Origin of the sequence: Streptosporangium sp. NPDC005286, assembly GCF_040607515.1 — a bacterium.
Classification (GTDB): Bacteria; Actinomycetota; Actinomycetes; order Streptosporangiales; family Streptosporangiaceae; genus Streptosporangium.
In genome coordinates, this window is the sequence record NZ_JBEXGU010000152.1 from 1 (window position 1) to 22,140 (window position 22,140).

At 70.3% G+C, this 22,140-nt stretch carries 18 protein-coding genes; 8 read left to right on the top strand and 10 right to left on the bottom strand.

All coding sequences use genetic code 11. The features are described from left to right. Positions 1–1,001: 1,001 nt before the first annotated feature. The 4 genes from ABZU75_RS36345 (at position 1,002) to ABZU75_RS36360 (ending at position 8,277) form a co-directional block, all read left to right on the top strand. Positions 1,002–1,436, top strand: coding sequence for a helix-turn-helix transcriptional regulator (locus ABZU75_RS36345; protein WP_355564572.1), 435 nt, complete (start codon positions 1,002–1,004; stop codon positions 1,434–1,436). A 93-nt stretch (positions 1,437–1,529) separates the two neighbouring features. Further along, entirely contained in the window at positions 1,530–4,502 is a 2,973-nt protein-coding gene (locus ABZU75_RS36350) for a BTAD domain-containing putative transcriptional regulator (RefSeq protein ID WP_355564575.1), read from the top strand. A 130-nt stretch (positions 4,503–4,632) separates the two neighbouring features. Further along, positions 4,633–6,864, top strand: coding sequence for a molybdopterin cofactor-binding domain-containing protein (locus tag ABZU75_RS36355; RefSeq protein ID WP_355564579.1), 2,232 nt, complete (start codon positions 4,633–4,635; stop codon positions 6,862–6,864). 36 nt (positions 6,865–6,900) lie between these two features. Further along, complete coding sequence (locus ABZU75_RS36360; protein WP_355564582.1) at positions 6,901–8,277, top strand: NCS2 family permease; 1,377 nt, start codon at positions 6,901–6,903, stop codon at positions 8,275–8,277. Between the two features lie 27 nt (positions 8,278–8,304). Here ABZU75_RS36360 and ABZU75_RS36365 read toward each other — a convergent pair whose 3' ends face one another. Beyond that, positions 8,305–9,264, bottom strand: a complete 960-nt coding sequence (locus ABZU75_RS36365; RefSeq protein WP_355564585.1) for an excalibur calcium-binding domain-containing protein — start codon at positions 9,262–9,264, stop codon at positions 8,305–8,307. Between the two features lie 778 nt (positions 9,265–10,042). Here ABZU75_RS36365 and ald point away from each other — a divergent pair. Next, the gene (ald, locus tag ABZU75_RS36370) at positions 10,043–11,161 is read left to right on the top strand and encodes an alanine dehydrogenase (RefSeq protein ID WP_355564588.1); all 1,119 of its coding nucleotides are present in this window, start codon (positions 10,043–10,045) and stop codon (positions 11,159–11,161) included. A 12-nt stretch (positions 11,162–11,173) separates the two neighbouring features. Here ald and ABZU75_RS36375 read toward each other — a convergent pair whose 3' ends face one another. Next, positions 11,174–11,890: a DUF3105 domain-containing protein gene (locus tag ABZU75_RS36375; RefSeq protein WP_355564591.1), complete on the bottom strand. Its 717-nt coding sequence runs from the start codon at positions 11,888–11,890 to the stop codon at positions 11,174–11,176. A 133-nt stretch (positions 11,891–12,023) separates the two neighbouring features. Between ABZU75_RS36375 and ABZU75_RS36380 the strand changes: the two genes are divergently transcribed. Continuing rightward, entirely contained in the window at positions 12,024–12,662 is a 639-nt protein-coding gene (locus ABZU75_RS36380) for a DUF305 domain-containing protein (RefSeq protein ID WP_355564594.1), read from the top strand. Positions 12,663–12,736: 74 nt separating this feature from the next. Next, on the top strand, positions 12,737–13,036 hold the full coding sequence (locus tag ABZU75_RS36385) for a DUF3467 domain-containing protein (RefSeq protein WP_030921269.1): 300 nt from the start codon (positions 12,737–12,739) through the stop codon (positions 13,034–13,036). A gap of 117 nt (positions 13,037–13,153) precedes the next feature. Here the strand turns inward: ABZU75_RS36385 and trpS are convergent, their stop codons facing one another. From trpS to ABZU75_RS36420, 7 genes are all read right to left on the bottom strand, one after another. Further along, positions 13,154–14,119, bottom strand: coding sequence for a tryptophan--tRNA ligase (gene trpS / locus ABZU75_RS36390; protein WP_355564598.1), 966 nt, complete (start codon positions 14,117–14,119; stop codon positions 13,154–13,156). Positions 14,120–14,318: 199 nt separating this feature from the next. Further along, the gene (locus ABZU75_RS36395) at positions 14,319–15,380 is read right to left on the bottom strand and encodes a low specificity L-threonine aldolase (RefSeq protein WP_355564601.1); all 1,062 of its coding nucleotides are present in this window, start codon (positions 15,378–15,380) and stop codon (positions 14,319–14,321) included. 62 nt (positions 15,381–15,442) lie between these two features. After that, positions 15,443–16,084 carry an SDR family oxidoreductase gene (locus tag ABZU75_RS36400; RefSeq protein WP_355564604.1) on the bottom strand — a complete coding sequence of 214 codons (642 nt, stop codon included), beginning with the start codon at positions 16,082–16,084 and terminating at the stop codon, positions 15,443–15,445. Next, positions 16,081–18,153 carry a DUF6421 family protein gene (locus ABZU75_RS36405; RefSeq protein WP_355564607.1) on the bottom strand — a complete coding sequence of 691 codons (2,073 nt, stop codon included), beginning with the start codon at positions 18,151–18,153 and terminating at the stop codon, positions 16,081–16,083. The genes ABZU75_RS36400 and ABZU75_RS36405 overlap by 4 nt, the downstream gene beginning before the upstream one ends. Positions 18,154–18,269: 116 nt before the next feature. After that, complete coding sequence (locus ABZU75_RS36410) at positions 18,270–19,196, bottom strand: hypothetical protein (protein ID WP_355564610.1); 927 nt, start codon at positions 19,194–19,196, stop codon at positions 18,270–18,272. 395 nt (positions 19,197–19,591) lie between these two features. Then, positions 19,592–19,795, bottom strand: coding sequence for a DUF397 domain-containing protein (locus tag ABZU75_RS36415; protein ID WP_355564613.1), 204 nt, complete (start codon positions 19,793–19,795; stop codon positions 19,592–19,594). A 28-nt stretch (positions 19,796–19,823) separates the two neighbouring features. Next, positions 19,824–20,918, bottom strand: coding sequence for a helix-turn-helix transcriptional regulator (locus ABZU75_RS36420; RefSeq protein ID WP_355564616.1), 1,095 nt, complete (start codon positions 20,916–20,918; stop codon positions 19,824–19,826). Between the two features lie 111 nt (positions 20,919–21,029). Here ABZU75_RS36420 and ABZU75_RS36425 point away from each other — a divergent pair, with 111 nt between their 5' ends. Next, on the top strand, positions 21,030–21,710 hold the full coding sequence (locus ABZU75_RS36425) for a hemerythrin domain-containing protein (protein WP_355564620.1): 681 nt from the start codon (positions 21,030–21,032) through the stop codon (positions 21,708–21,710). Between the two features lie 202 nt (positions 21,711–21,912). On the opposite strand, the gene ABZU75_RS36430 is transcribed toward ABZU75_RS36425, so the two are convergent. Then, positions 21,913–22,107: a DUF5999 family protein gene (locus tag ABZU75_RS36430; RefSeq protein ID WP_355564623.1), complete on the bottom strand. Its 195-nt coding sequence runs from the start codon at positions 22,105–22,107 to the stop codon at positions 21,913–21,915. Between the last annotated feature and the right edge of the window lie 33 nt (positions 22,108–22,140).

Consider the following 22,140-nt stretch of genomic DNA (forward strand, 5'->3'; position numbering starts at 1 on the left):
GGAGCAGGGGCCGACCACCGAGGTGGGGGGGGGGCCGCGCCCCCCCCCCCCCCCCCCCTCCGCGCCCCGGCCGTGCCGCCCGCCCGACTCCGCCGCCCGGCCCGCGGCCCGGTCGGCTCGCGGGATTCGAGCCGCCTCCCCGTGCCGCCGACCGGTCCGCGGGCTTGTCGACTCACGGAATCCATGTCGCCGCCCCCCGTGTCACCGGCCGCGTCTCTCGACACCCCGCTTTTAAACCAGCCATTACTCTAGAAATACATTGAACTAATCCGCTATCAAGTCAATGTCCTAAACCGGTCAGCCGACTTCCCCGAAGACGGAGCGGCCTGTCCACTTCAGGCAGGGAAAAGCCCCCCGGATGAAGCCGCGAGCGCGGCCTGCCCGGAGAGAGGTCGCGGGACGGCCCGCCCCCCGTGCCCGCCCTCGCCTCGTCCCCCTCGGATCCCGGCCTCCTGCTCGGCCCCACGCGGCCCGTCCCCGGGCGTCTCTAGATGATCTCTAGGATCGCCTGCGACAGTCGGAAGGCGGGAATTCCAGAAAGATCCGGCGAGGACCACCGGCCGGGATTCTGTTGCTCCGGGCCTCCGGTCCGAGAATCCCTTTCCTGGCGGCTCTCTCGTCATCGCGGACCGGAACGACAGGACGGAGGGACGATCGATGGACGACTCTCCTTCACGCGCGTACGACGGTGGATCCAGCACACGTGCCACGTGCCTCCCCTTCCGCATCGCGAATCACCTCGGAAATTCATCGGAGTCCGATCCGAGAGCGGCGTCACCTGCCGGGAGGAACACGCGGGTGTTCGGTCAAGCGCAGTTCGCGAGGGGCACATGACCCATTCTTTCCTGACCTCTTCCTCGGCCGGAGGGAGCGACCAGATCCGGCCCGATATCAACACCCTCTGCTCGTCCGCGAGGCGTAGCGTGGCCGTTCTCCTGCCCAATCCCAGAGCCGGCGTCGCGTTTTCCCGCATCTTCAATTCGGCTGTCATTCCACCTGGCGTGCGGACGAGGGTCGTCATCGGCTCATCGTCCGGGGCGGCCGGTTTCCCCGAGTCGGTGGAACTGAGGGTCGATCCGCTGATCTCCGAGAGATTCCTGATGATCGACGGCCTCGTCGCCATGACCGGCCACACCTCCCGGATGGCGGTGGTGCGCACCCCCGCACTGGTCACGTTGCTGGGAGAGCTGTTCGAGCGCGTCTGGTCACAGGCCGCACCACGCCGCCGCGAGCGGGAGTCGCTGTCCTCGCTGACGGACCAGGAAAGGACCGTTCTAAGGATGTCCGCGGAGGGCCTGACGGACGAGGTGATCGCCCGCCATCTCGGCCTGACCTCCCGCACCGTCCGCCGCCACATGGCCACCGCGATGGAGCGGGTCGGAGCGCAGAGCAGATTCCAGGCGGGAGTCCGTATCGCCAAGGCGGGGATCGTCTAGGCGATCAGCGGGGGACTCCGCGCCGCGAACTTGTCAGATAAGGTCGTTCTCCTCGACTTCGCTGTGTCATGCCCAACCGCGTGTGGAGGCCTGGTGGACGAAACGGAAGCCATTACCACCACCGGCGAAGACCTTCCCGCGGAGAGACTCGGCGTCGACGTTCTGGGACCGGTGACCGGCCGGAGGGGTTCACTCGAGCTCGACCTGGGAGAGCCCAGGCAGCAGGCCGTCCTCTGCATCCTGGCGATCAACGCGGGACAGCCGGTCACCAGAGACCGGCTGATCGACGGAGTATGGGGAGAGCGGCCGCCGAAGACGGCGGAACAGAGCGTCTACACGTACGTGTCCAGGCTGAGACGGGCACTGGACCCGGACCGGGATCCGCGGAGACCTTCGAGGCCGCTGGTCTCCGTCCCCGGCGGATACTCGCTGCGGCTCGCGCCGGAGCAGGTGGACGCCCTGCTCTTCGAGCGCAGCCTTGACCTGGCCAGGAAGTCGCACGCGAAGGACTCGTACGAGACCGCCCTGCACTCCCTGAACAGGGCCTCGGAACTGTGGCGGGGCACGTGCCTGGGCGGGATTCCCGGTCCGTTCGCCGAGTTCGAGCGGCACAGGTTGAACGAACTACGCCTGACCTCGCTGGAGCTGCACGCGGACCTGTTGCTCCTGCTCCGGCGCCCCCAGGAGGCCGCGGCCCGGCTGGCCCCCCTGATCCGCGAGCACCCGCTGCGCGAAAGGCTCCGCGAGCTGCACATGGTCGCGCTTTACCGCTGCGGCCGGCAGGTGGAGGCGCTGAAGGTCTATCAGGAGATCCGGCACCTGCTGGCCGAGGAGTTCGGCATCCAGCCGCACGAGAGTCTCCGCAGGTGCCATGAGCTGATCTTACGCGCCGACCCCCTGCTCGATCTGCCCTCGGCGACGCTCCCCACGCTCCCGGAGCGGGTTCCCCCGCTCCGGGAGCCCTCGCATTCGCGGCACCGCGCCGCCGCCCGGGGAAAGGTGGCTCACCAGTTGCCGCGCGACCCCACCGACTTCGTCGGACGCGCGGAGGAGCTCGTGCGGCTGAGAACGCTGCTCTCTCCCTGGGACGGCCGTCCGCCCCGGCACGTCGTCGCGATCACCGGGGCACCCGGATCCGGCAAGTCGACCCTGGCGCTCCGGGCCGCGCACCTGGTCCGCGACCGTTTCCCCGACGGGCAGCTGTACGTGAACCTGCGCGGGGCGACGCCGGGCATGAGGCGGCTGGAACCGATCGAGGTGATCAGCAGGTTCCTGCGCGATCTTGGCATGCCCCAGCGTGACATTCCCGCCGACCTCGATGAGGCCGCCGCCCTGTGGCGCGGCGAACTCGACGGCCGCGAGACCCTCATCGTGCTGGACGACGCCGCCGATGAGGCCCAGATCCGCCCGCTGCTGTCGGTGCCGATGGGCAACACGATCCTGGCGACCAGCCGGGAGAGCTTCACCCTGCTCGACGACTGTGCCCGTATACCGATCTCCAGGATGCGGCGCGCCGAGTCCTCCACGATGCTCGCGAGACTGATCGGGGAGGAGCGGGTCGCCGAGGACGTTCAGGCGACGGCGCGCCTGATCGACCTCTGCGGAGGCCTGCCACTGGCCGTCGGCATCGCGGGAGCCCGGCTGGCGAACCGGCCGCGGTGGGGCGTTGTCGATCTGGTGAGCCGGCTGGAGGACGAGCGGGGGCGGCTGCGGGAGCTGGCGGCGGGCGATCTCGCGGTCCGATCCAGCCTCGCGGTCAGTCATGACATGCTCGCCGGCAGCGACCACCACCTTGACCGGACGGCCGCCCGCGCGCTGCGCGCGCTCGGCGTGCTGCAGACGGCCGACGTGACGGCACCTGTCGTCGGCGCCCTGCTGGATGTCCCCGCGGACACCGCGGAGCGCGCGATGGAACGGCTGGTCGACGCGCACCTGCTGGAGGAGGACGAGCCGGGAAGGTACCGGCCGCACGACCTGATCCGGCTGTTCGCCGGCGAGCAGGTCGCACGCGAGGAGACGGAGACGGATCGCGACGCCATGCTGGACCGGGCGCTGAGCTTCTATGTCGGGACCACCCGGCTGGCCGTGAAGCTGGCCCGCTACCCTCGCGCGGAGTCGGCGGACGTCGATCTCGGTGCCGATCCTCTCCCGCTCGGCTCGTACCAGGAGGCCCACGAGTGGCTGAACCGGGAACAGGCCAATCTCCTGTCCGCCGCCTTCCAGGCGATGTCCGCTCCCCGGGAGCGGACATCGCGTCTCGGCGTCGCCCTGGTCTTCGCGCTCTTCTGGCACCTCCACCACGCCGGCCTTCCCGCTCGTCTCCTCACCATCAGCCGGCGGACCCTCGCGGCCGGGCAACGGCTGGAGGATCGCCGGCTTGAGGCGGGGGCACACAGCCTCGTGGGCCTCGCGCTGAACATGGTCGGCCGTCTCGAAGAGGCCCTGCGCCACTTCCGGCAGCACCTGATCCTGTGCCGTCGGCTCTCCGAGCGGCATGGTGAGCAGAAGGCGCTGGGCAACCTCGCCATGAACTACCTCGCACTCGGCTGCTACGAGAAGTGCATCGACTGCGCCGAGAAGCAGCGGGAGGTCGCGGACGCGATCGGGTACAGGTCGGGCGAGCACTACGCGCTCACCATGATCGGTTCGGGGTACCACGGCCTGCGCCGGTTCGAGCAGGCACTGGCCATGCTGGACGAGGCCCTGTTCAAGTGCCGCAGGGACGGCAACCTGTATCAGGAGACGGCCGTGCACGAGAGGCTCGGCGGCGTTCACCTCGACCTGGGGGACGCCGCGGCGGCCAGGGCCTCCTTCGAGGCCGGCCTCGACTGCGCGCGCGCCGCACAGGTGGTCGTCGCCGAACCGTACCTGCTGCTCGGCCTGGCCCGCTCCCTGCGGCTCCTCGGCGAGGTGGAGCAGGCCGTGACCTACCTGGGGCGTTCCGTCGCGTCCGCCAGGGCGACGGGGAACGACGAGGTGGAGAAGGAGGCGTCGGCGGAGCGGGCGGCCATCGGGGCCACCCGCGAGAAACCGTCCACCTCCCCGGGCCGGATGATGGCTCTCTGAGGACCGCGAGCCCAACGGGCTGATCACGCGCACCCGGCCGGGCACAACCGTAAGAGTCGCTAACGACCGCCTCCCGCGTTCCCCCGGGTCTGCCATGTCCGGCCCCGTACCCGGCTGATGTACTACCAGAGTGAGCAGCATCAAAACGCGGCAGAGCCTGGGCATCGGCGAGAGCGTCCTGCGTCCCGACGGGACGCTGAAGGTCACGGGCGAGTTCGCCTACTCCTCCGACCTGTATCTGGCGGACATGATCTGGGGGGTCACCCTGCGCAGCCCGCACCCGTCGGCGTGGATCCGCTCGATCGACGTCGGCCCCGCGCTGGCCATGCCCGGCGTGTACGCGGTGCTCACCCACGAGGACGTGCCCGGTGAGAGGTTCTACGGGCTGGACCACAGGGACCAGCCGGTGCTCGCCATCGACCAGGTCCGCTACCAGGGTGAGCCGGTCGCGCTGATCGCCGCCGACCACCCCGAGCGCGCCAGGAGGGCGGCCGAGGCCGTCATCGTGGAGTACGAGGTCCGCGAGGCCGTCACCGACCCGCGCCGGGCCGCCTTCGACACCTCCTGTCCCGCGGTCCACGAGCGCGGCAACGTGCTGCGCCACCAGCCGATCCGGGTCGGCTCCACGTTCGAGGCCCCGGTGGTGGTCACCGGCGAGTACGAGGTCGGCATGCAGGACCAGGCCTTCCTCGGCCCGGAGTCCGGGCTGGCCGTACCCGCCGAGGACGGCGGGGTGGACCTGTACGTCGCCACGCAGTGGCTGCACGCCGACCGGGGCCAGATCGCGCCGTGCCTGGGACTGCCCGAGGAGAAGGTGCGGCTCTCGCTGGCCGGGGTGGGCGGTGCGTTCGGCGCCCGTGAGGATCTGTCCATGCAGGTCCACGCGTGCATGCTGGCCCTGCGCACGGGCCGTCCCGTGAAGATCGTCTACAACCGCGAGGAGTCCTTCTACGGCCACGTCCACCGGCACCCGGCCCGGATGCGCTACGAGCACGGCGCCACCCGCGAGGGCAGGCTGCTGTACGTCAGGGCGGAGATCCTGCTGGACGGCGGCGCCTACTGCTCCACCTCCCCGGCCGTGGTCGGCAACGCGGCCTCGCTGGGGGTCGGCCCCTACGAGGTGGACAACGTGTGGATCGACGCCTACGGCGTCTACACCAACAACCCGCCCTGCGGGGCGATGCGCGGTTTCGGCGCGGTGCAGGCCTGCTACGCCTACGAGTCGCAGATGGACAGGCTGGCCGAGGCGTGCGGGATCTCCCCCGTCGAGGTCAGAATCCGCAACGCGGTCTCCCAGGGGTCGAGGCTGGCCACCGGGCAGGTGATCGACTCGCCCGCGCCGCTGGCCGAGATGCTCGCGGAACTCGCCGCGATGCCGCTGCCCGCCGCCCCCACCGCCTCGGACGACGCGGGCGGGACGGACCTGCTGAACATGCCGGGCGGCATCTCACAGACCACCCACGGCGAGGGCGTGCGGCGCGGGGTCGGCTACGGCGTGGGCATCAAGAACATCTGCTTCTCCGAGGGCTTCGACGACCACTCGACCGCCAGGGTGCGGGTGGAGCTGATCGGCGGGGAGCCGCACGTCCTGGTGCACACGGCGGCGGCCGAGGTGGGACAGGGTCTGCTGATGGTCCAGGAGCAGATCGCCAGGACCGAGCTGGGGATCGACACGGTGACGGTCGCGCGGGCGGACACCTCCGTCGGGTCGGCCGGGTCCTCGTCGGCGTCCCGCCAGTCCTACGTCACCGGTGGTGCGGTCAGGGCTGCCTGCCAGGCCGTGCGGGAGCGGCTGGACAAGCTGCGGGCCGACGGATCGTCGCTGGTGCAGGCTCTGGAGCTGGCCGGGGCCGTGGAGGAGACCAGGGAGTACCGGCATCGGCCCACCTTCCCGCTGGATCCCCTCACCGGGCAGGGCGACTCCCACACCCAGCTCGCGCTGTGCGTGCACCGCGCGGTCGTGGACGTGGACGTGGAGCTCGGCCTGGTCAAGGTGGTGGAGCTGGCCGCGGTCCAGGACGTGGGCCGGATCATGAACCCGCTCGCGCTGGAGGGCCAGATCCACGGCGGTTCGGCCCAGGGGCTGGGGTTGGCGCTCATGGAGGAGATCCAGGTCCAGGACGGGGTGGTGCGAAACCCCTCGTTCACCGACTACCTGATCCCCACCATCCTCGACATGCCGCCGATGCGGGTGTCGATCCTGGAGAACCCGGACCCGCACGCCCCCTACGGCCTGCGCGGCGCGGGCGAGCCGCCCACCCTCTCGTCCACCCCCGCGGTGGCCGCCGCCGTACGGGCCGCGACCGGCCTGCCGCTGCCTCGGGTGCCCATTCGCCCCCATGACATCGCCTTGAACGGGTAAGAACCGCCCATCCCCTCCACGTCCGGAGGGGAGACCATGGATCGCTTCTTCGAGCTTTCGGCCAGGGGGACGACGGTCGGCCGCGAGCTCCGGGGCGGGATAACCACCTTCATGGCGATGGCGTACATCATCCTGCTGAACCCGATCATCCTGGGCGGGGCGACGGACGTCACGGGGGCCAGGCTGTCGACCCAGCAGCTGACCACGTCGACGATCCTCGCGGCGGCGGTGAGCACGCTGCTCATGGGAGTGATCGGCAACGCACCGCTCGGGGTCGCGGCCGGGCTCGGACTGAACGCGGTGGTCGCCTACCAGGCCGCGCCGCACATGACGTGGGCTCAGGCGATGGGGCTGGTCGTGCTGGAGGGGCTGGTGATCGTGCTGCTGGCCGTGTCCGGGCTGCGGCAGCTCATCATGAACTCCATCCCGCTGGCGCTGAAACACGCGATCAGCGTGGGTATCGGCATGTTCATCGCGCTGATCGGGCTGGTGGACGCGGGTTTCGTCGGCAGGGGTACGGGGTCGCCGGTCCAGCTCGGCACCACCGGGCGCCTGACGGGCTGGCCGGTGGCGCTGTTCTGCCTGGGGCTGCTGGTGATGATCGCCCTTTTCGTGCGCAAGACCCGGGGCGCCATCCTGATCGGCATCGTGATCACCGCCGTGCTCGCCGTCGTGGTCGACACGTTCACCACGGTCCCGCCGGAACTCTGGGGCGTGGTGATCCCCCGGATGCCGGAAGCGGTGGTCGGAGCGCCCGACTTCGGGCTGGTCGGCCAGGTGGACCTGTTCGGCGGATTCGCCCGCGCCGGTGCGCTGACCGCCACCGTCGTGCTGTTCACGCTCGTACTGTCGGGGTTCTTCGACGCGATGGGCACCATCATCGGGGTGAGCGACGAGGCGGGCCTGGTGGACGAGCAGGGCCGGGTGCCCCGGCTGGGAGCGATCCTCACCGTGGACGGCGTGTCCGCGGCGATCGGGGGTCTCACGAGTTCCTCGGCGAACACGGTGTTCGTGGAGTCGGCGGCCGGGGTCGGCGAGGGAGCCAGGACCGGCCTGGCGTCCGTCGTCACCGGCGCCCTGTTCTCACTGACCCTGCTCTTCACCCCGGTCGCCACCGTCGTCCCCGCCGCCGCGGCGGCGCCCGCGCTGGTCCTGGTGGGCGCGCTGATGATGACCCAGGTCAGGAAGGTGCCCTGGGAGGACCTGGGCATCGCGATCCCGGCGTTCCTGACGATCGTGCTGATGCCGTTCACCTACAGCATCACCAACGGGGTGGGCGCGGGCGTGATCTCCTACGCCATTGTCCAGACGGCCCTCGGCCGGGCCCGGAGGATCCCGTGGCTGCTCTGGGTGGTCAGCCTGATCTTCGCGGTCTACTTCGGCGTCGACGGCATCGGAACGCTGTTCTTCTGAGCCGGCCCGGATCGCACGGGGCCGCTCTCAGGACCTGTCGTTCAGCTCGCAGGCGATCCCGTTCTTGTTCCCGTCGATGTACCAGTCGTACTCCTTGTGAATCCCCTTGTGGTACGGGCCGTAGCCGTTGTCGTTCGCTTCCTTGCAGGTGCGGTATTTGGGGTCGAGGTCTCCGTCGCCCGACGTGGCCGGAGCGGTGTTCCGGGTGACGGGGTTGGTGGCGGCGGCGTCCGTTCCCGGCGGGGTCGTCGCGGCCGGGTCCGTCCCTGGCGGATTGGTCGCGGCCGGGTCCGTCCCCGCCGGATTGGTCGCGGCCGGGACGCCGTTGTTCGACGGGCTTACGGGCTGGTTGGGCTGCGGGTCCGTGGCCGGATCGGCCGGCGGGGTGAAGACCGACGTGTCGTCCGGCCGGGGGCCGGCGGTCGACTCCGTGCCGATGCCGCTTGAGCCGAGCAGCCGGACGACCATCGCGTCCGCCTGCTCCTTGGTGAAGGAGCCGGCGATGCTCAGGCTGTCGGCGGTGATCGCCTGGGCGACCCGGGGGGCCGCCACCACCTTCTCCCCCACGACGATCGCGATCTGCTGCCTGACCGGGTCGTCCTCCTTGACCACCTCCTCGGTCAGGTCGGTGATCTGCTCGCGGAAGGTGGGCGCGAACGCGATCCTGACCGAGTAGGTGCCGTTCTTCTCCTTGATCGCCTCGATCTTCCGCACGGCGTTCACGGTGACCCCGGCGGCGACCGAGTAGCAGTTCTGCCCGAGGTCGTCGGGGTAGGTCTCCGGAAGCGTGCAGGCTCCGGCCTTCGCCTCGGTCACCGGGGCGAAGTGGATGGGAACCGCCAGCCGGCTGGGCGGCTTGGCGCCGAGCGGCATGTCGGGGTTGCGGGTCATGAGTACCGCGATGGTGCCGAGCACGCCGGTGATCAGCACGACGACGACCAGGGTGGTCAACAGGATCGCGGTCGTGATCCGGCTCGCCCTGGGCATCCCCGGCGCCCCGTTCGGCGGACCTCCGGCCTGCCTGCCACCGGCCTCCGGACCGCCCACTCCCGGACCGCCCACTCCCGGACCGCCCGCTCCGGGGCCACCCAGCCCCTGGCCGCCCGGATCCTGACCACCTGGACCTTGACCACCCGGACCTTGACCACCCGGCCCCGGCACGCCCTGACCTGGGCCATCCGGTCCACGGTCGCCGAAACCCGGGCCGGCGAACCTCGTGTCACCGGGGTCCGAACCACCGGGCCCCGGACCTTCGGAGCCGGGATCGCCGGGCCTCGGACCAGCGGGGCCGGAACCACCGGAATCAGGGCCGCCGGGACCAGGTTCGCCGGGGGGCTCAGCGCCCGGTTCCCAGGGGCCACGGGCGTGGCGTCCGGTTGGGGCGCCGGGACGCTCGGGCGGCGTGAAGGCCTCACGGCGCTCCGGCGGCGTGAAGGCGTCGTAGGAGGATGAGGGTCCCCATGACGCGCCGGCGGGCTCGTCAGACCCTGCTGGAGGTCCCTGCGGTATGGGCGGCCCACCCTGCCCCGCGTGCATCCCCATCGTCATATCCCCGTATTCCTCGCATCTGTTCGCGGCGAGCCTATCGATCAGCGCGGGAAGCCGGTAACCCCGCAAGTCAGGATGGACACCGACAGGCCGGGCGTCGACGGACCGCTGACGGTATGCCACCGGCGCCGCCCCTTTCCTGCTACCTTGCGCGTGATTACTCACTTTCGGGGAACGCAACGTGAAGAAGAGGACACGTGCCCACCCTGGAGGAGCCGTGAAGATCTCTGTTCCCAGCGAGGTCAAGAATCGCGAGTACCGTGTGGCCCTGACTCCCGCCGGAGCCCATGAGCTCATCCGGCACGGCCACGAGGTCCTCGTCGAGAAGGACGCCGGGGTGGGGTCCGCCATTCCCGACGCCGACTTCCGGCGCGTGGGCGCGACCATCCTGGACTCCGCGGACGACGTGTGGGCCGAGGGCGACCTGGTCCTGAAGGTCAAGGAGCCCGTCGCCGAGGAGTACCACCGGATGCGCAAGGGTCAGGTGCTCTTCACCTACCTGCACCTGGCCGCGTCGCCGGCCTGCACCCGGGCCATGCTCGAATCGGGGATCACCGGCATCGCCTACGAGACGGTGCAGAACGCGGACGGCTCCCTGCCTCTGCTGGCCCCCATGTCGGAGGTGGCCGGACGGCTCGCCCCGCAGGTGGGCGCCTATCACCTGATGCGCCAGGGCGGCGGGCGAGGCGTGCTGATGGGCGGGGTGTCCGGCGTGCACGCGGCCAGCGTGGTCGTGATCGGTGCCGGGGTCTCCGGTATGAACGCCGCGGTCATCGCGCTGGGCATGCAGGCGGAGGTGCTGCTGCTGGACCGTGACATCGACAGGCTCCGCCAGGCGGACATGATCTACAGGGGCCACTGCAGGACCGTCGCCTCCACCGCCTACGAGATCGAACGGGCGGTGCTGGACGCGGACCTGGTCATCGGCGCGGTGCTGGTCGCGGGCGCGAGAGCCCCCAAGCTGGTCGACAACGACCTGGTCTCGCGGATGAGGCCCGGTTCGGTCCTGGTGGACATCTCCATCGACCAGGGCGGCTGCTTCGAGGACTCACGGCCCACCACCCACGACGATCCGACGTACCGGGTGCACGGCTCGGTGTTCTACTGCGTGGCCAACATGCCGGGCGCGGTCCCGCACACCTCGACGTACGCCCTGACCAACGTGACGGTCCCCTACGCCCTCGCGATCGCCGACCTGGGCTGGCGGGAGGCCCTCCTGGGCGACCCCGCGCTGGCACGGGGCCTGAACACGCACGAGGGGCACCTGACCAACCGGCCCGTGGCCGAGGCTCACGGACTGGAGGCGGTGCCCCTGGAGTGGGCGTTGCGGGCCTAGATCAGGACCTGGTCAGGGCGCCGGGGTGGCGCTGGGAACCGGGGCGTCGGTGGCCGGGGCGTCGCTGGCCGGAGCGCTCTGGCTGGGATCCGTGGACGGCGCGCTCGCCGGGATGGGCGCCTCGGCGGTGGTGCTGCCCACGCCGCCGCTGCAGGAGGCACCGAGCTCGGGGGTGTCCGGGCCGTTCTTGTACTTGGTGATGAACTTGGGCAGCCGCGGGTCCTCCGCGCTGTCCAGCTTGAGCTGCTTGTTCCAGGAACTGGCCACGACCTTGGCGGGCAGCTCCGGGTACGGGCTCAGCAGCATGTAGTCCTTGGACGCCAGCTCCTTCAGCGCGTCCAGCTCGGCCTTGGGCAGGTCGGGCCGGTAGGTGATCCACACGGCGCCGTGCTCCATGGAGTGGACGGCGTTCTCGTTGTTGATCGGCTGGTCGTAGATACCGCAGTTCTGCCAGGCCGGGTTGTGCTCACCGCCGAGCGGAGGGCTCTCCTTGTACGTCACCTTGGTCTGGGTGTGCTGGCTGCCGGCGTACTTCGCGCTGGTGACGTTGTCCAACGAGGTCGCGGCCCGCTCGTTGACCATGTAGAAGGCGACGAGCCCGACGAGCAGAACGACGACGAGGCCTCCGGCCCCCCACATCAGGAAGGCCGTTCTGCGCTCCTTGCGCTGCTGCTCCGCACGCATCCGGGCAAGATGCTCTCGCCTCGCCTGCGCCTTTTCCTTGGTCATCAACCCTCCAGCCAGCAAACAACTCCGGTCACCCTATGCCCTACCGGCGTATGTGGAGAATAAAGGGCTCATAACACGTGATACAGCGATGATTCGCGGCAGTGGGTACGCTGGGCGGGCAATGGAAACTCCGGTGAAAAACAGTGCAAAGTCCAGGCGCGGCGTCCTGTTCGGCGTCCTGCTCGGTGTCCTGGCCGTGGCGATCACGCTGCTGTTCGTCCTGGGCAGGACGGCATCCCCGACCGACGCCTCGGCAGAGGCGGGATTCGCCCGCGACATGGCCGTCCACCATGCCCAGGCCGTCGAGATGTCCTTCATCGCCAGGGACGGGAGCGAGGACGAGGCGCTCCGACGACTGGCCTACGACATCATCGTCACCCAGACGGCCCAGCGCGGCATCTTCACGGGCTGGCTGCAGCAGTGGGGGTTGAACCAGTCGACGGAGCGACCGGTCATGGCGTGGATGGCCGGTCACGGCGGCCACTCTGTAACGCCGGGCGCCTCTACCACGATGCCCGGTATGGCCAGCGACGACGAGCTCAAAAAGCTCCGTGAGGCCACTGGCAAGGACCAGGAGATCCTCTTCCTGCAGCTCATGATCCGCCATCACGAGGGCGGCGTGCAGATGGGCCGGGGGCTGCTGAAACTGTCCGACCGCGACGAGGTGGCCACCATGGCGCAGCACATCGTCGACGGCCAGACAGGCGAGATCGAGTTGATGACCGACATGTTGCGGCAGCGCGGCGCCCAGCGGCTGCCTTCCATCCTTTAATAGCGTCGGCGCGTCCCTGTGTGGCCGGTCTCCGGCCAGGGCAGCATGGAGTCAACCTGGCCGGAGGAAAGAGAATGGTGAACGACGAGCCGGAGAACCGCCTGGAGGTGAGCATCTCCGCCGAGGTAGAAATGGGGCAGTACGCCAATTTCGCCTCCGTGTGGCACACCCAGGATGGGTTCGTCCTGGACTTCGCGGTGATCACCAGACCACCCCAGCTGGCCAACGACCCCTCCTCGGGGCATCACTTCGTGAGCGTGCCGACCCGGATCGTCAGCCGGATCCGCATCCCCCCGAGCCAGGTCTTCGAGCTGATGAAGGCCCTCGAACAGCAGCTGACCGCGTACGAGCACGAGACGGGCCAGAAGAACTGAGCCCGGCCCGCCGGTGTGGCGGATCCGGTCCACCGCGCCCCGTGCCCGGGGAGTCCCGCCTGCCGGGACCCGGGACGCGGCCGAACCCGGCGGGCGAGACCCGGCTTCAGGCCGCCTTCATGGCAGGCCGATGGCCTGCCGGGCCGCGGCCAGCAGGCCGGCGGTGCGCCGGGTGGCCAGCGCCGCCCCGCCCGACAGGAGCCGCGACAGCTCGGCCTGGTCCGCCGAAAGCTCGGTGTAGCGCTCCTGGACGGGCCGCAGCCTCTCCACCACCGCCTCGGCCACATCCCGCTTGAGCGCGCCGTACGACCCGTACGACAACGACTCGATCGGCCGGTCCGAGCAGGCGGCGAGCAGGGCGAGCAGGTTGGAGACGCCGGGCTTGCCCACCGGATCGTGGCGGACCTCGGTGCCGGAGTCGGTCACCGCCCGCATGACCTTGCGCCGGATGTCGTCGGGCCGGTCGAGCAGATAGACGGTTCCCGCGGCCGAGCCATCCGACTTGCCCATTTTCGAGGTGGGATCACTCAGGTCCATGACCCTGGCGGCGACCCGCGGCTGCACCGCCTCGGGCACCGTGAAGACCTCGCCGTACAGGCGGTTGAACCGCAGGGCCAGGTCCCTGGTCAGCTCCACGTGCTGGCGCTGGTCCTCCCCCACGGGCACGATGTCCACCCGGTGCAGCAGGATGTCGGCGGCCATCAGCGCGGGGTAGGTGAGCAGCGAGAGCCGGACCTCCTCCTGCCCGGCCGACTTCTCCCTGAACTGGATCATCCGCCGCATCTCGCCGAAGTGGGCGGTGCTCTCCAGCAGGTAGGCCAGTTCGGTGTGCGCGGGCACCTGGGACTGGATGTAGACGAGAGAGCGGTCAAGGCCGCAGGCGAGCAGCAGGGTCGCCGCCTCGCGGGTGCGGGCGCGGAGCTGCTCCGGGTCGTGCTTGATCGTTAGAGCGTGCAGGTCCGCGACGGCGTAGACGCAGTCGGCCTCGTCCTGGAGCCGTACCGCGGGCATGATCGCGCCGAGCAGGTTGCCCAGCGTGAGGTGGCCGGTCGGTTTGAAAGCGGTGAAGACGCGCTTTGTCATGGTCACTCCTCGTGGAAGGGGGACCGTCGCGCACCGGCCGTACGGAAAAACAAGAACGACCGCCGGTGAACGGCGGCCGTTTCTGTGCGCAGTCGGGACTGGCTAGCGGATCCGCCTCTCAGCGGCCCGCCACAGACCCAGACTGTGCTTGCTCATACCCGCGAGTATAAGCGCTCCCCTTGCTCCTTGCCCACCGTGGTCAGGCGGTGCCCATCTCCTGCGCCACCGCGGCGGCGAACGCGTCCACGTCGGCCTCGGTGGTGTCGAACGCGGTCATCCAGCGGACCTCGCCGGTGGCCTCGTTCCAGGTGTAGAACCGGAACCGCTTCTGCAGGCGCTCGGTCACGTCCCCGGGCAGGATCGCGAAGACCGCGTTGGCCTGCACCGGACGCGGGATCTCCACGCCGGGCACCCCCCGCACCGCCTCGGCGAGCCGCCGGGCCATGGCGTTGGCGTTGCGGGCGTTGCGCAGCCACAGGTCACCCGCGAGCAGCGCCTCGAACTGCACCGAGACGAACCGCATCTTGGAGGTGAGCTGCATGGCGCTCTTGCGCAGGTAGCGCAGGCCGCGGACGGCGTCGGGGTTGAGCACCACGACCGCCTCGCCGAACATCAGGCCGGCCTTGGTACCGCCGAAGGAGAGCACGTCCACGCCCGCGTCGGTGGTGAACGCGCGCAGCGGCACGTCCAATGCGGCGGCGGCGTTGGTGGCGCGGGCGCCGTCGAGGTGGACGACCATGCCGAGATCATGGGCGTGGTCGCAGATCGCCCTGATCTCCTCCGGCGTGTAGAGCGTGCCCAGCTCGGTGGTCTGCGTGATCGACACGACCCTGGGCTGGGCCCGGTGCTCGTCGCCGAAGCCCCACGCCTGCCTGTCGATCAGCTCGGGCGTGAGCTTGCCGTCGGGGGTGGCGACCGGCAGCAGCTTGAGCCCCGCCGACCGCTCGGGGGCGCCGCCCTCGTCGGTGTGGATGTGCGCCGACTCCGCGCAGACCACCGCCTCCCAGTGGGCGGTCATCGAGCGGAGCGCGACCACGTTGGCACCGGTGCCGTTGAACATCGGCCAGGCCTCGGCCGCAGGGCCGAAGTGCCTCTTGAAGATCCCCTGCAGCGCCTCGGTGTAGACGTCGTCGCCGTACGCGGTCTGGTGTCCCTCGTTGGCGAGCGCGATCGCCTGGAGGATCTCCGGGTGTACCCCGGCGTAGTTGTCGCTGGCGAAGCCCTTCACCAGCGGGTCGTGCCTGCGGATGGCGTCCGTCACGTGCTGTTTCCCCTTGCTCGGCGCCCGGGCGCCGTCGTACTTCTTCGTGGCCGCCGTACGGGTCAGCCCTCGGTGAGGTCGATCCGGGTGCCGTTGGCGTCGGTCTCCCAGAGCCTGTCGATCGCCTCGGCGAGGTCGTCGACGTCCGTGAAGCCGGGGAACCTCCGCTCCGGGGCGGCCGCGCGCATGCCGTCGTGCACGAGCGCCTTGACCACCAGGATGTTCGCGGTGGAGGCGGTGTCCTTCAGCGCGTCGGCGAAGGCCAGGGTCCACGCCTCGGCGGCGGCCTTGGCCGTGCCGTACACCGCGTCGCCCTGACCCGGGTGCTCGGCCGTCTTGGCCGAGACGATGGCGAACCGGCCGCGCCCGCCGGCCTTGAGCAGCGCCTCGAAGGCCAGCGTGACGTGCTGCAGGGTGCGGATCAGCAGGTCGTGCAGGAGCGCCCAGTCATCCAGCGACGTCTCGGCGAAGGTCTTGGACCCGCGCCAGCCGCCGACCAGGTGCACGATCCCGTCCAGGTGGCCGTGCTCGGCCGCCACATCCCGCGCGAGCCCCCGCACCGCGTCAAAATCGAGCAGGTCGACCGCCAGGGTTCCGTCGGCACCGCTCCTGTCGACGCCGATCACCGTGTGCCCCTGGCCGGTGAACCTGCGGACGACGGCCTGACCGGCGGGACCGGCCGCGCCGGTGACAAGGATGATCATGCTCGGATGCCCTTCGTGGAGTCGATGACATCGGTGAGCTTACGACGCAGGGCCTCGTAGAACATGCTCAGCGGGAACTCGTCGGGCAACACCGCGTCGACCACGGCCTTGGGGAACCCCTCAACGGGGAGGGCCGCCACCCCCCGGGCCCAGACCGAGGCGGGGTGCGGCTCGACGTAGGTGGCGACCAGCTGGTGGGCGGCCAGCCAGTGGGCCAGCTTGGAGCGGTCGATGCCGTCCCGGTAGAGCTTCTCGACCTCGCCCCGCAGGTCGGCCACGCCCCCGGCGAGCCGGTCCCAGTCGACGCTCAGCCGGTTGTCGGTCCACCTGACGATGTCGTTGCGGTGCAGGTACGCGAAGAGCAGTTGCCCGCCCAGGCCGTCGTAGTTGCGGACGCGGTCACCGGTGATCGGGAAGCGGAACAGCCGGTCGAAGAGCACCGCGAGCTGGACGTAGCGGGCGTGCGGCACCCCTTCCTTCTCCAGCTTCACCGCCTCGCCGAACGCGGTCAGGTCGCAGCGGAGCTCCTCCAGGGAGTACAGCCAGTACGGCATCCGCTGCTTGATCATGAACGGGTCGAACGGCAGGTCGCCGTGGCTGTGCGTGCGGTCGTGGATCAGGTCCCAGAGCACGAAGGTGTCCTGGGCCAGCTCCTGCGAGGCGATCAGCCTGGCCGCGTCCGGCGGCAGCGCCAGCTTGAGCGTGTCCGCCGCCGCCCCGCTCACCGCACGGAACCTGGCGGCCTCGCGGTCGGCGAAGATGCCGCCCCAGGTGAAGCGGGCCGGGGTCTGGCGGACCGCGACGGTCTCGGGGAAGAGCACCGCGGAGTTGGTGTCGTAGCCGGAGGTGAAGTCCTCGAAGGCGATCGGCACGAACATCGGGTTGTCGTAGCGGGTCCGCTCCAGCTCGGCCAGCCACTCCGGCCAGATCGTCCGGATCCACACGGCCTCGATGTGCCGGGAGGTGGTGCCGTTCTGGGTGTACATCGGGAAGAGCACGAGGTGCTCCAGGCCGTCCACCCGCTGGGTGTCGGGGTGGAAGGCGTCGAGCGAGTCGAGGAAGTCGGGCACGCCCAGGCCCTGGTCCGCCCACTTGCGCAGGTCGGCGACCACGGCGGCCAGGTAGCCGGCGTCGTGCGGGAAGCGCGGCGCGAGCCGCTCGACGCACTCGACGATCCCGGTGACCAGTTCGACGGCCCTGGCGTGGTCCCCTTCGACCGAGCCGTCCTTGGCCTGCATCGGCCGCAGCTCCTCGATCGCCCGCTTCAGGTCCTCGAAGGCGGCGCGGGCCTCGGACCGCCTGGCCTCGACCGGGGCGGGGACGCGGGCGACCCAGGTGACGAGGTTGCCCCAGAGCGCGGCGTGGTCGTGGTCGCCGATCGAGTCGTCGCCGAACAGGTCGGAGTCGGCGACGACCACCACGCGGCCCTCGCCGTGCCGTACGGCCACCGCCAGCGGGCGGCCCGCGGGGGTCGCGGTGGGCGAGGTCTCGAACAGCACCGCCGCGTCCTCGGGTGCGGTGAGCACCCCGGCCCGGTAGAAGCAGGCGCTCCGCACCCCGGCCAGCAGGTCCTGGCCCGCGACGTCGATCTTTCGCGGGGCACCCATGACCCAGGCGGCCACGCCGTTGTGGGCGCTCTGCGGATCGTGGACGAGGGTGTGCTCGACCCCGACGCCGAAGCGCGCGAGCAGCTCGGTGAGGTTGCTGCCGTACTTCTCCTGCTCGTACTCGGCCAGCACGACCAGCCCGCCGCCGCCCGCGACGTACTCCTCGATCGCGTCCAGCTCCTCGACGGGCAGGACGGGGCTGCCCAGCCCGGTGGTCCGCTCCCAGCGCCCGTCGGCGGGGTGCGCGATCACCAGCACGTCCCGCGCGCTCAGCAGGGCCGGGGTGAGCGGCCCCTCGGTGTGCGCGTCCACGGTGTGCCCCAGCCGGCGCAGCAACTGCGCGGCGCGCGCGTAGCTGCTGTCGTCGGGATGGCCGGGATTCATCGTCTCGGCCACGTCCCGCCGGATGGTCCACGACTCGCTGTGAGCCTCATCGAACAGTACCCGCGGCAGAGCTGTCACGATAAATCCTCCTTCAAGCAAGAGCTAACAACGGAAAATATACACAATCCATCCCATTTTTGGCGCATCCCTTACGCAGAGGGCTGTCTGGAAGATCGGCACCTCGCGGGGCGGGGTCAGGTCGGTGCCAGCGCCCATCGCGGTGGGGTGCGCGCGGGCCGGTAGTCCTCGTCAAGGCGGACCTCACGGCCGTGGCTGACCGTCCAGCATTCCAACTCGTGCAGCCAGAGCCTGTGCAGGTGCGCGCGGGCCACCACCTCCTCCATGAACACGTACGCGACTCCGGCGATCGGCGGGTCACCGGAGTCTTCGAGTACGGCCAGGCGGGCGTCGCGCATCTCGGCGTCGTGCACGGCGCGGCCGTGCACGACGATCCGCAGGGTCCGCGTGTCGGCGTCGTACAGGCCGCGCAACCCGCTCCGGCGTTTCGGCCACGGGTGGTCCCGCGCTCCGCCGGGCAGGGGCGATACGTAGCCGACCCCCGCCGTGAGGAGTTCGTGCCCCGGCCAGGCCTGCCGCCGCGCGGTCTCGGAGTCGGCGGCCAGATCGTGGAACTGCACCAGCGTGATGTCCCCACGGGTGAGGAGCCGCCACGGGCCGTGCTCCAGCCACCGCCGCGACAGCAGGCGGTCATGGCCCGCTCCCCTGAACGCGCACGCCCATCCGTGGCTGTAGTGGAGATCGGCGAAGCCCCCGTTGCCGGTCCAGTGATGGACGCCTCCGGTGGAGGCGACGGCGAAGGGCAGGTCCTCCAGAACCTCCAGCAGCGACTCGGCGGTCCAGTCGCCGTCGCGGCCCGCCTTCACGATGGCGTTACCGATGTTGAACGCGAAGGGCTCCCCGTCACCGTTCCACCCGACGGCGCTCTCCGCCCCTTTCTCCTGGCGGGCGGCGAAGCGCTCCAACCAGTCCGCACCGGGCACCTCGTCCGCGAAGTCCACGGAGAACTTCGCGTCGGGCGGCCAACCCGGCCCGAACACGCCCACGACGGCCCGTGCCAACGCGGACAGATCCGGCCCGTCGAGCCCCAGCAACAACCTCATGTCCACGCGTCCCACTCCCGCAAGGCTCGATCACTCTTACGGGGCGGACGTTAGGAACCCGCCCTTGCGAGCCACTGGGAGCCGGGTTGGGGCCGACGACGATGGACATCGCGGGGCCGGCGATCGCCGTGATCAGTGCCGTGGCGGGCGAGGTGCGGCGGGCGATCCAGGGTCGGCGTCACCTCCAGCCCGAGGCTCGGCGACTGGACACGGGTGGGGTCGGGACAGGTGACCCCGGCGTCGATTTTGTCGATGGTCACGGTCTTGCGGCGGATCGGCGTTCGTGGCGACTCGCATGAAGATCCGTACTCCGCACAGGCCCTGGTAGAGACACGTGACAGTCAGGCCCCCGCATCTGGATGCGAGGGCCTGCCGTGCTGCGGATCGTTGTAAAACTAGACGGTGTCGTCGGTGCGGACCCAGCGGGTGAACGCCGCCCACTCGGCCGGGGTGAACACCGGCGCCGGACCCGACCGGTCCTTACTGTCGCGGACACCGACCCGGCCGCCGGGCAGCTTCGCGACCTCCACGCACTCGCCGCCGTTGTCACCCGAGAACGGCGACTTCACCCACGTGGCCTCACTCAGTTCCTGATCCACCGGCCCCTCATCTCTGCGATCAGTACACCTAGACGGAACATTCGTCATCGAGGTACCAGCCGTACGGGCTCGGAGCCGCCCCCGCCGCCACGCGCGGAGCGTAGTGGCGGGTGTGCAGTGAGGCCACCAGCTCACCCCGGCTGTGGGTTCCCGTCTTGGCGAAGACCGCCTTCAGATGGTCCTGCACCGTGAACGGCGAAATGCCGAGCACGGCGGCCATCTGGCGGGTGCTGCGCCCCTGCGCGGCCAGCGCCGTCACCTCACGCTCGCGCGAGGTGAGGTCGTAGGCCCTGGCGATGATCTGACCGAGCACGGCGGGACGGGCGCCCTCGATGATGAGGGCCACCCGGTCCGCCGAACCCTCGATCGGCGAGCCGTGCAGCATCACCCACCCTCCGCCCCGGGCCGGCAGGGCGGCAGTGGCCGGGCCGTTCCCGGCCTGGGCGGCGGCCACGACGGACCTGACCGCACTCGGTATGCGGCCCCGATCGTCGATGGCCTCCAGCCACGTGCGCGCCTGGGTACTGAGCGTCTCGACCTCGCCACCGGAGCGTACGAGCAACATCCCCGGAGGATCTTCGATGCCCTCGGCGACGTCCAGGGCGGCACGGAGCAGGGTCAGCCGGAACAGGTCCGCGATGGGGGAGACCGCCCCGGTCAACGCCGCGAGTTCGGCCGCCCCGAACGGCGGCGACGGCGTGCACCGGTAGAGCGTCAGCGACCCCCAGCAGCCGTTGCGGGACCGCAACATCACGCGGGCCTCGTCGCAAATCCCGAGCTCACGCAGCAGCGGTTCATATCGCGCCGCTTCGGAGATCCGGCCGCCGGTGGCCTGGTGCAACCCCGCGACGGGCACGGCGGCGTTGGCCAGCCGGGTGTAGCCGTTGAGGTCGGCGTCGCGGAACTCAAGATCGAAGATGATGCGCTCGCGGTCCGCGCCGCCTTCGTGCCCGATCCCGGTGACGAAGCAGCTCGTCCACAACAGGGTGGCCGGGTCGACCGTGGAGATCGCCGCGATGTCGTACCCGATGACCCGGCGCAACAGCCGGTCGAGTTCCGTGCGCACCTCGGTGAGGTCACCACCCCGCACCGCGATCCGGCGCAGCCCTTCGTGCAAGTCCATGTTCGAAGGATCGCCCGTACGTGGCCTCCTCACCACCCCCATGTTTATGGGATACCGCTCCCCGGCGGCCCCTTACTAGCTTTTTCAGCATTCGACCTGAAGGAGCCGAACATGGAACGGGACGACCTGTTCACCCACATTCACAAGGCACTGCGCCGGGGCCTGTTCGAGGTCACGATGCTGGCGGGCGCCACCGACTGGGCCGATGACGACGACATCGAACAGTTGGCGGCGCGCTGGCAGCCCCTGCTGGCGCTGCTGCGTTCGCACACCGAACACGAGGACCGGCACATCCTGCGCGTCCTGGACCCGTACGAGCACCAGACCACCGACGCGATCGCCGAGCAGCACACGGACCTGGAGGAGCTGGAGCAGCACCTGGCCGAGAGCTTCGACGCGCTCGTCGTCAAGCCCGATCCGGTGGCCGGCCTCGCCTTCTACCGCGACCTGGCCAGATTCACCGCGGCCTACCTCCCGCACCTGCAGGAGGAGGAGACCGTGGTGATGCCACGCATCTGGGCCCGCTGCACCGACGAGGAGATCGCGGCGGCACGGGCGGCGTTCATGGCCGAGACGACGCCGGAGATCCAGACGATCAGCCTGGAACTGATGTTGCCGTCCCTCGACCGACCGACCCGAACCGGGCTCGTCCGGCGGATGGCCGCCACGGCTCCGCCGGAGGTGGTGAAGGGCGTGCTCGCGATCGGCGACCGCGTGCTCGGCGCCGCCGACTCGGCCGCGCTCCACGCCCTCGTCTCCACGGCCCCGGCGAGCGGTGATCTCCATGCGTGACCGCTTATTCCGCAGCACCGCGGCGGCCCTGGCCATGGCCACCGACGCCGTGCCGGCGCTGCCCGCCTCAACCGTGGCGGCCGACCCACCGCGTTCGTACCCCCAACCTAGGTTGTCCCCGAGAGGTCGTTTCCCGGCCGGGGGGATGGCGGACCGGCCGGGCGTCGCGTACTCCGCCGCGAGACCCTGGCGGCACACGGGGTCAGGCCGCCCGCACATAGCAATCCCGGTGAGCGGGGATGCTGCGCCCGTCGGGCAGAAGCTCGCCGGTGTCGTCGAACAGCACCACGCCGTTGCAGAGCAGCCCCCATCCCTGTTCCGGATGAAACGCCACCAGGCGGGCCGCGTCGTGATCAGGGGCGTTCGCGGGCGGGCACGGAGGCTTGTGCTGACACATGACCGTTACCTCGATCCTTGACGATCGCAGGAG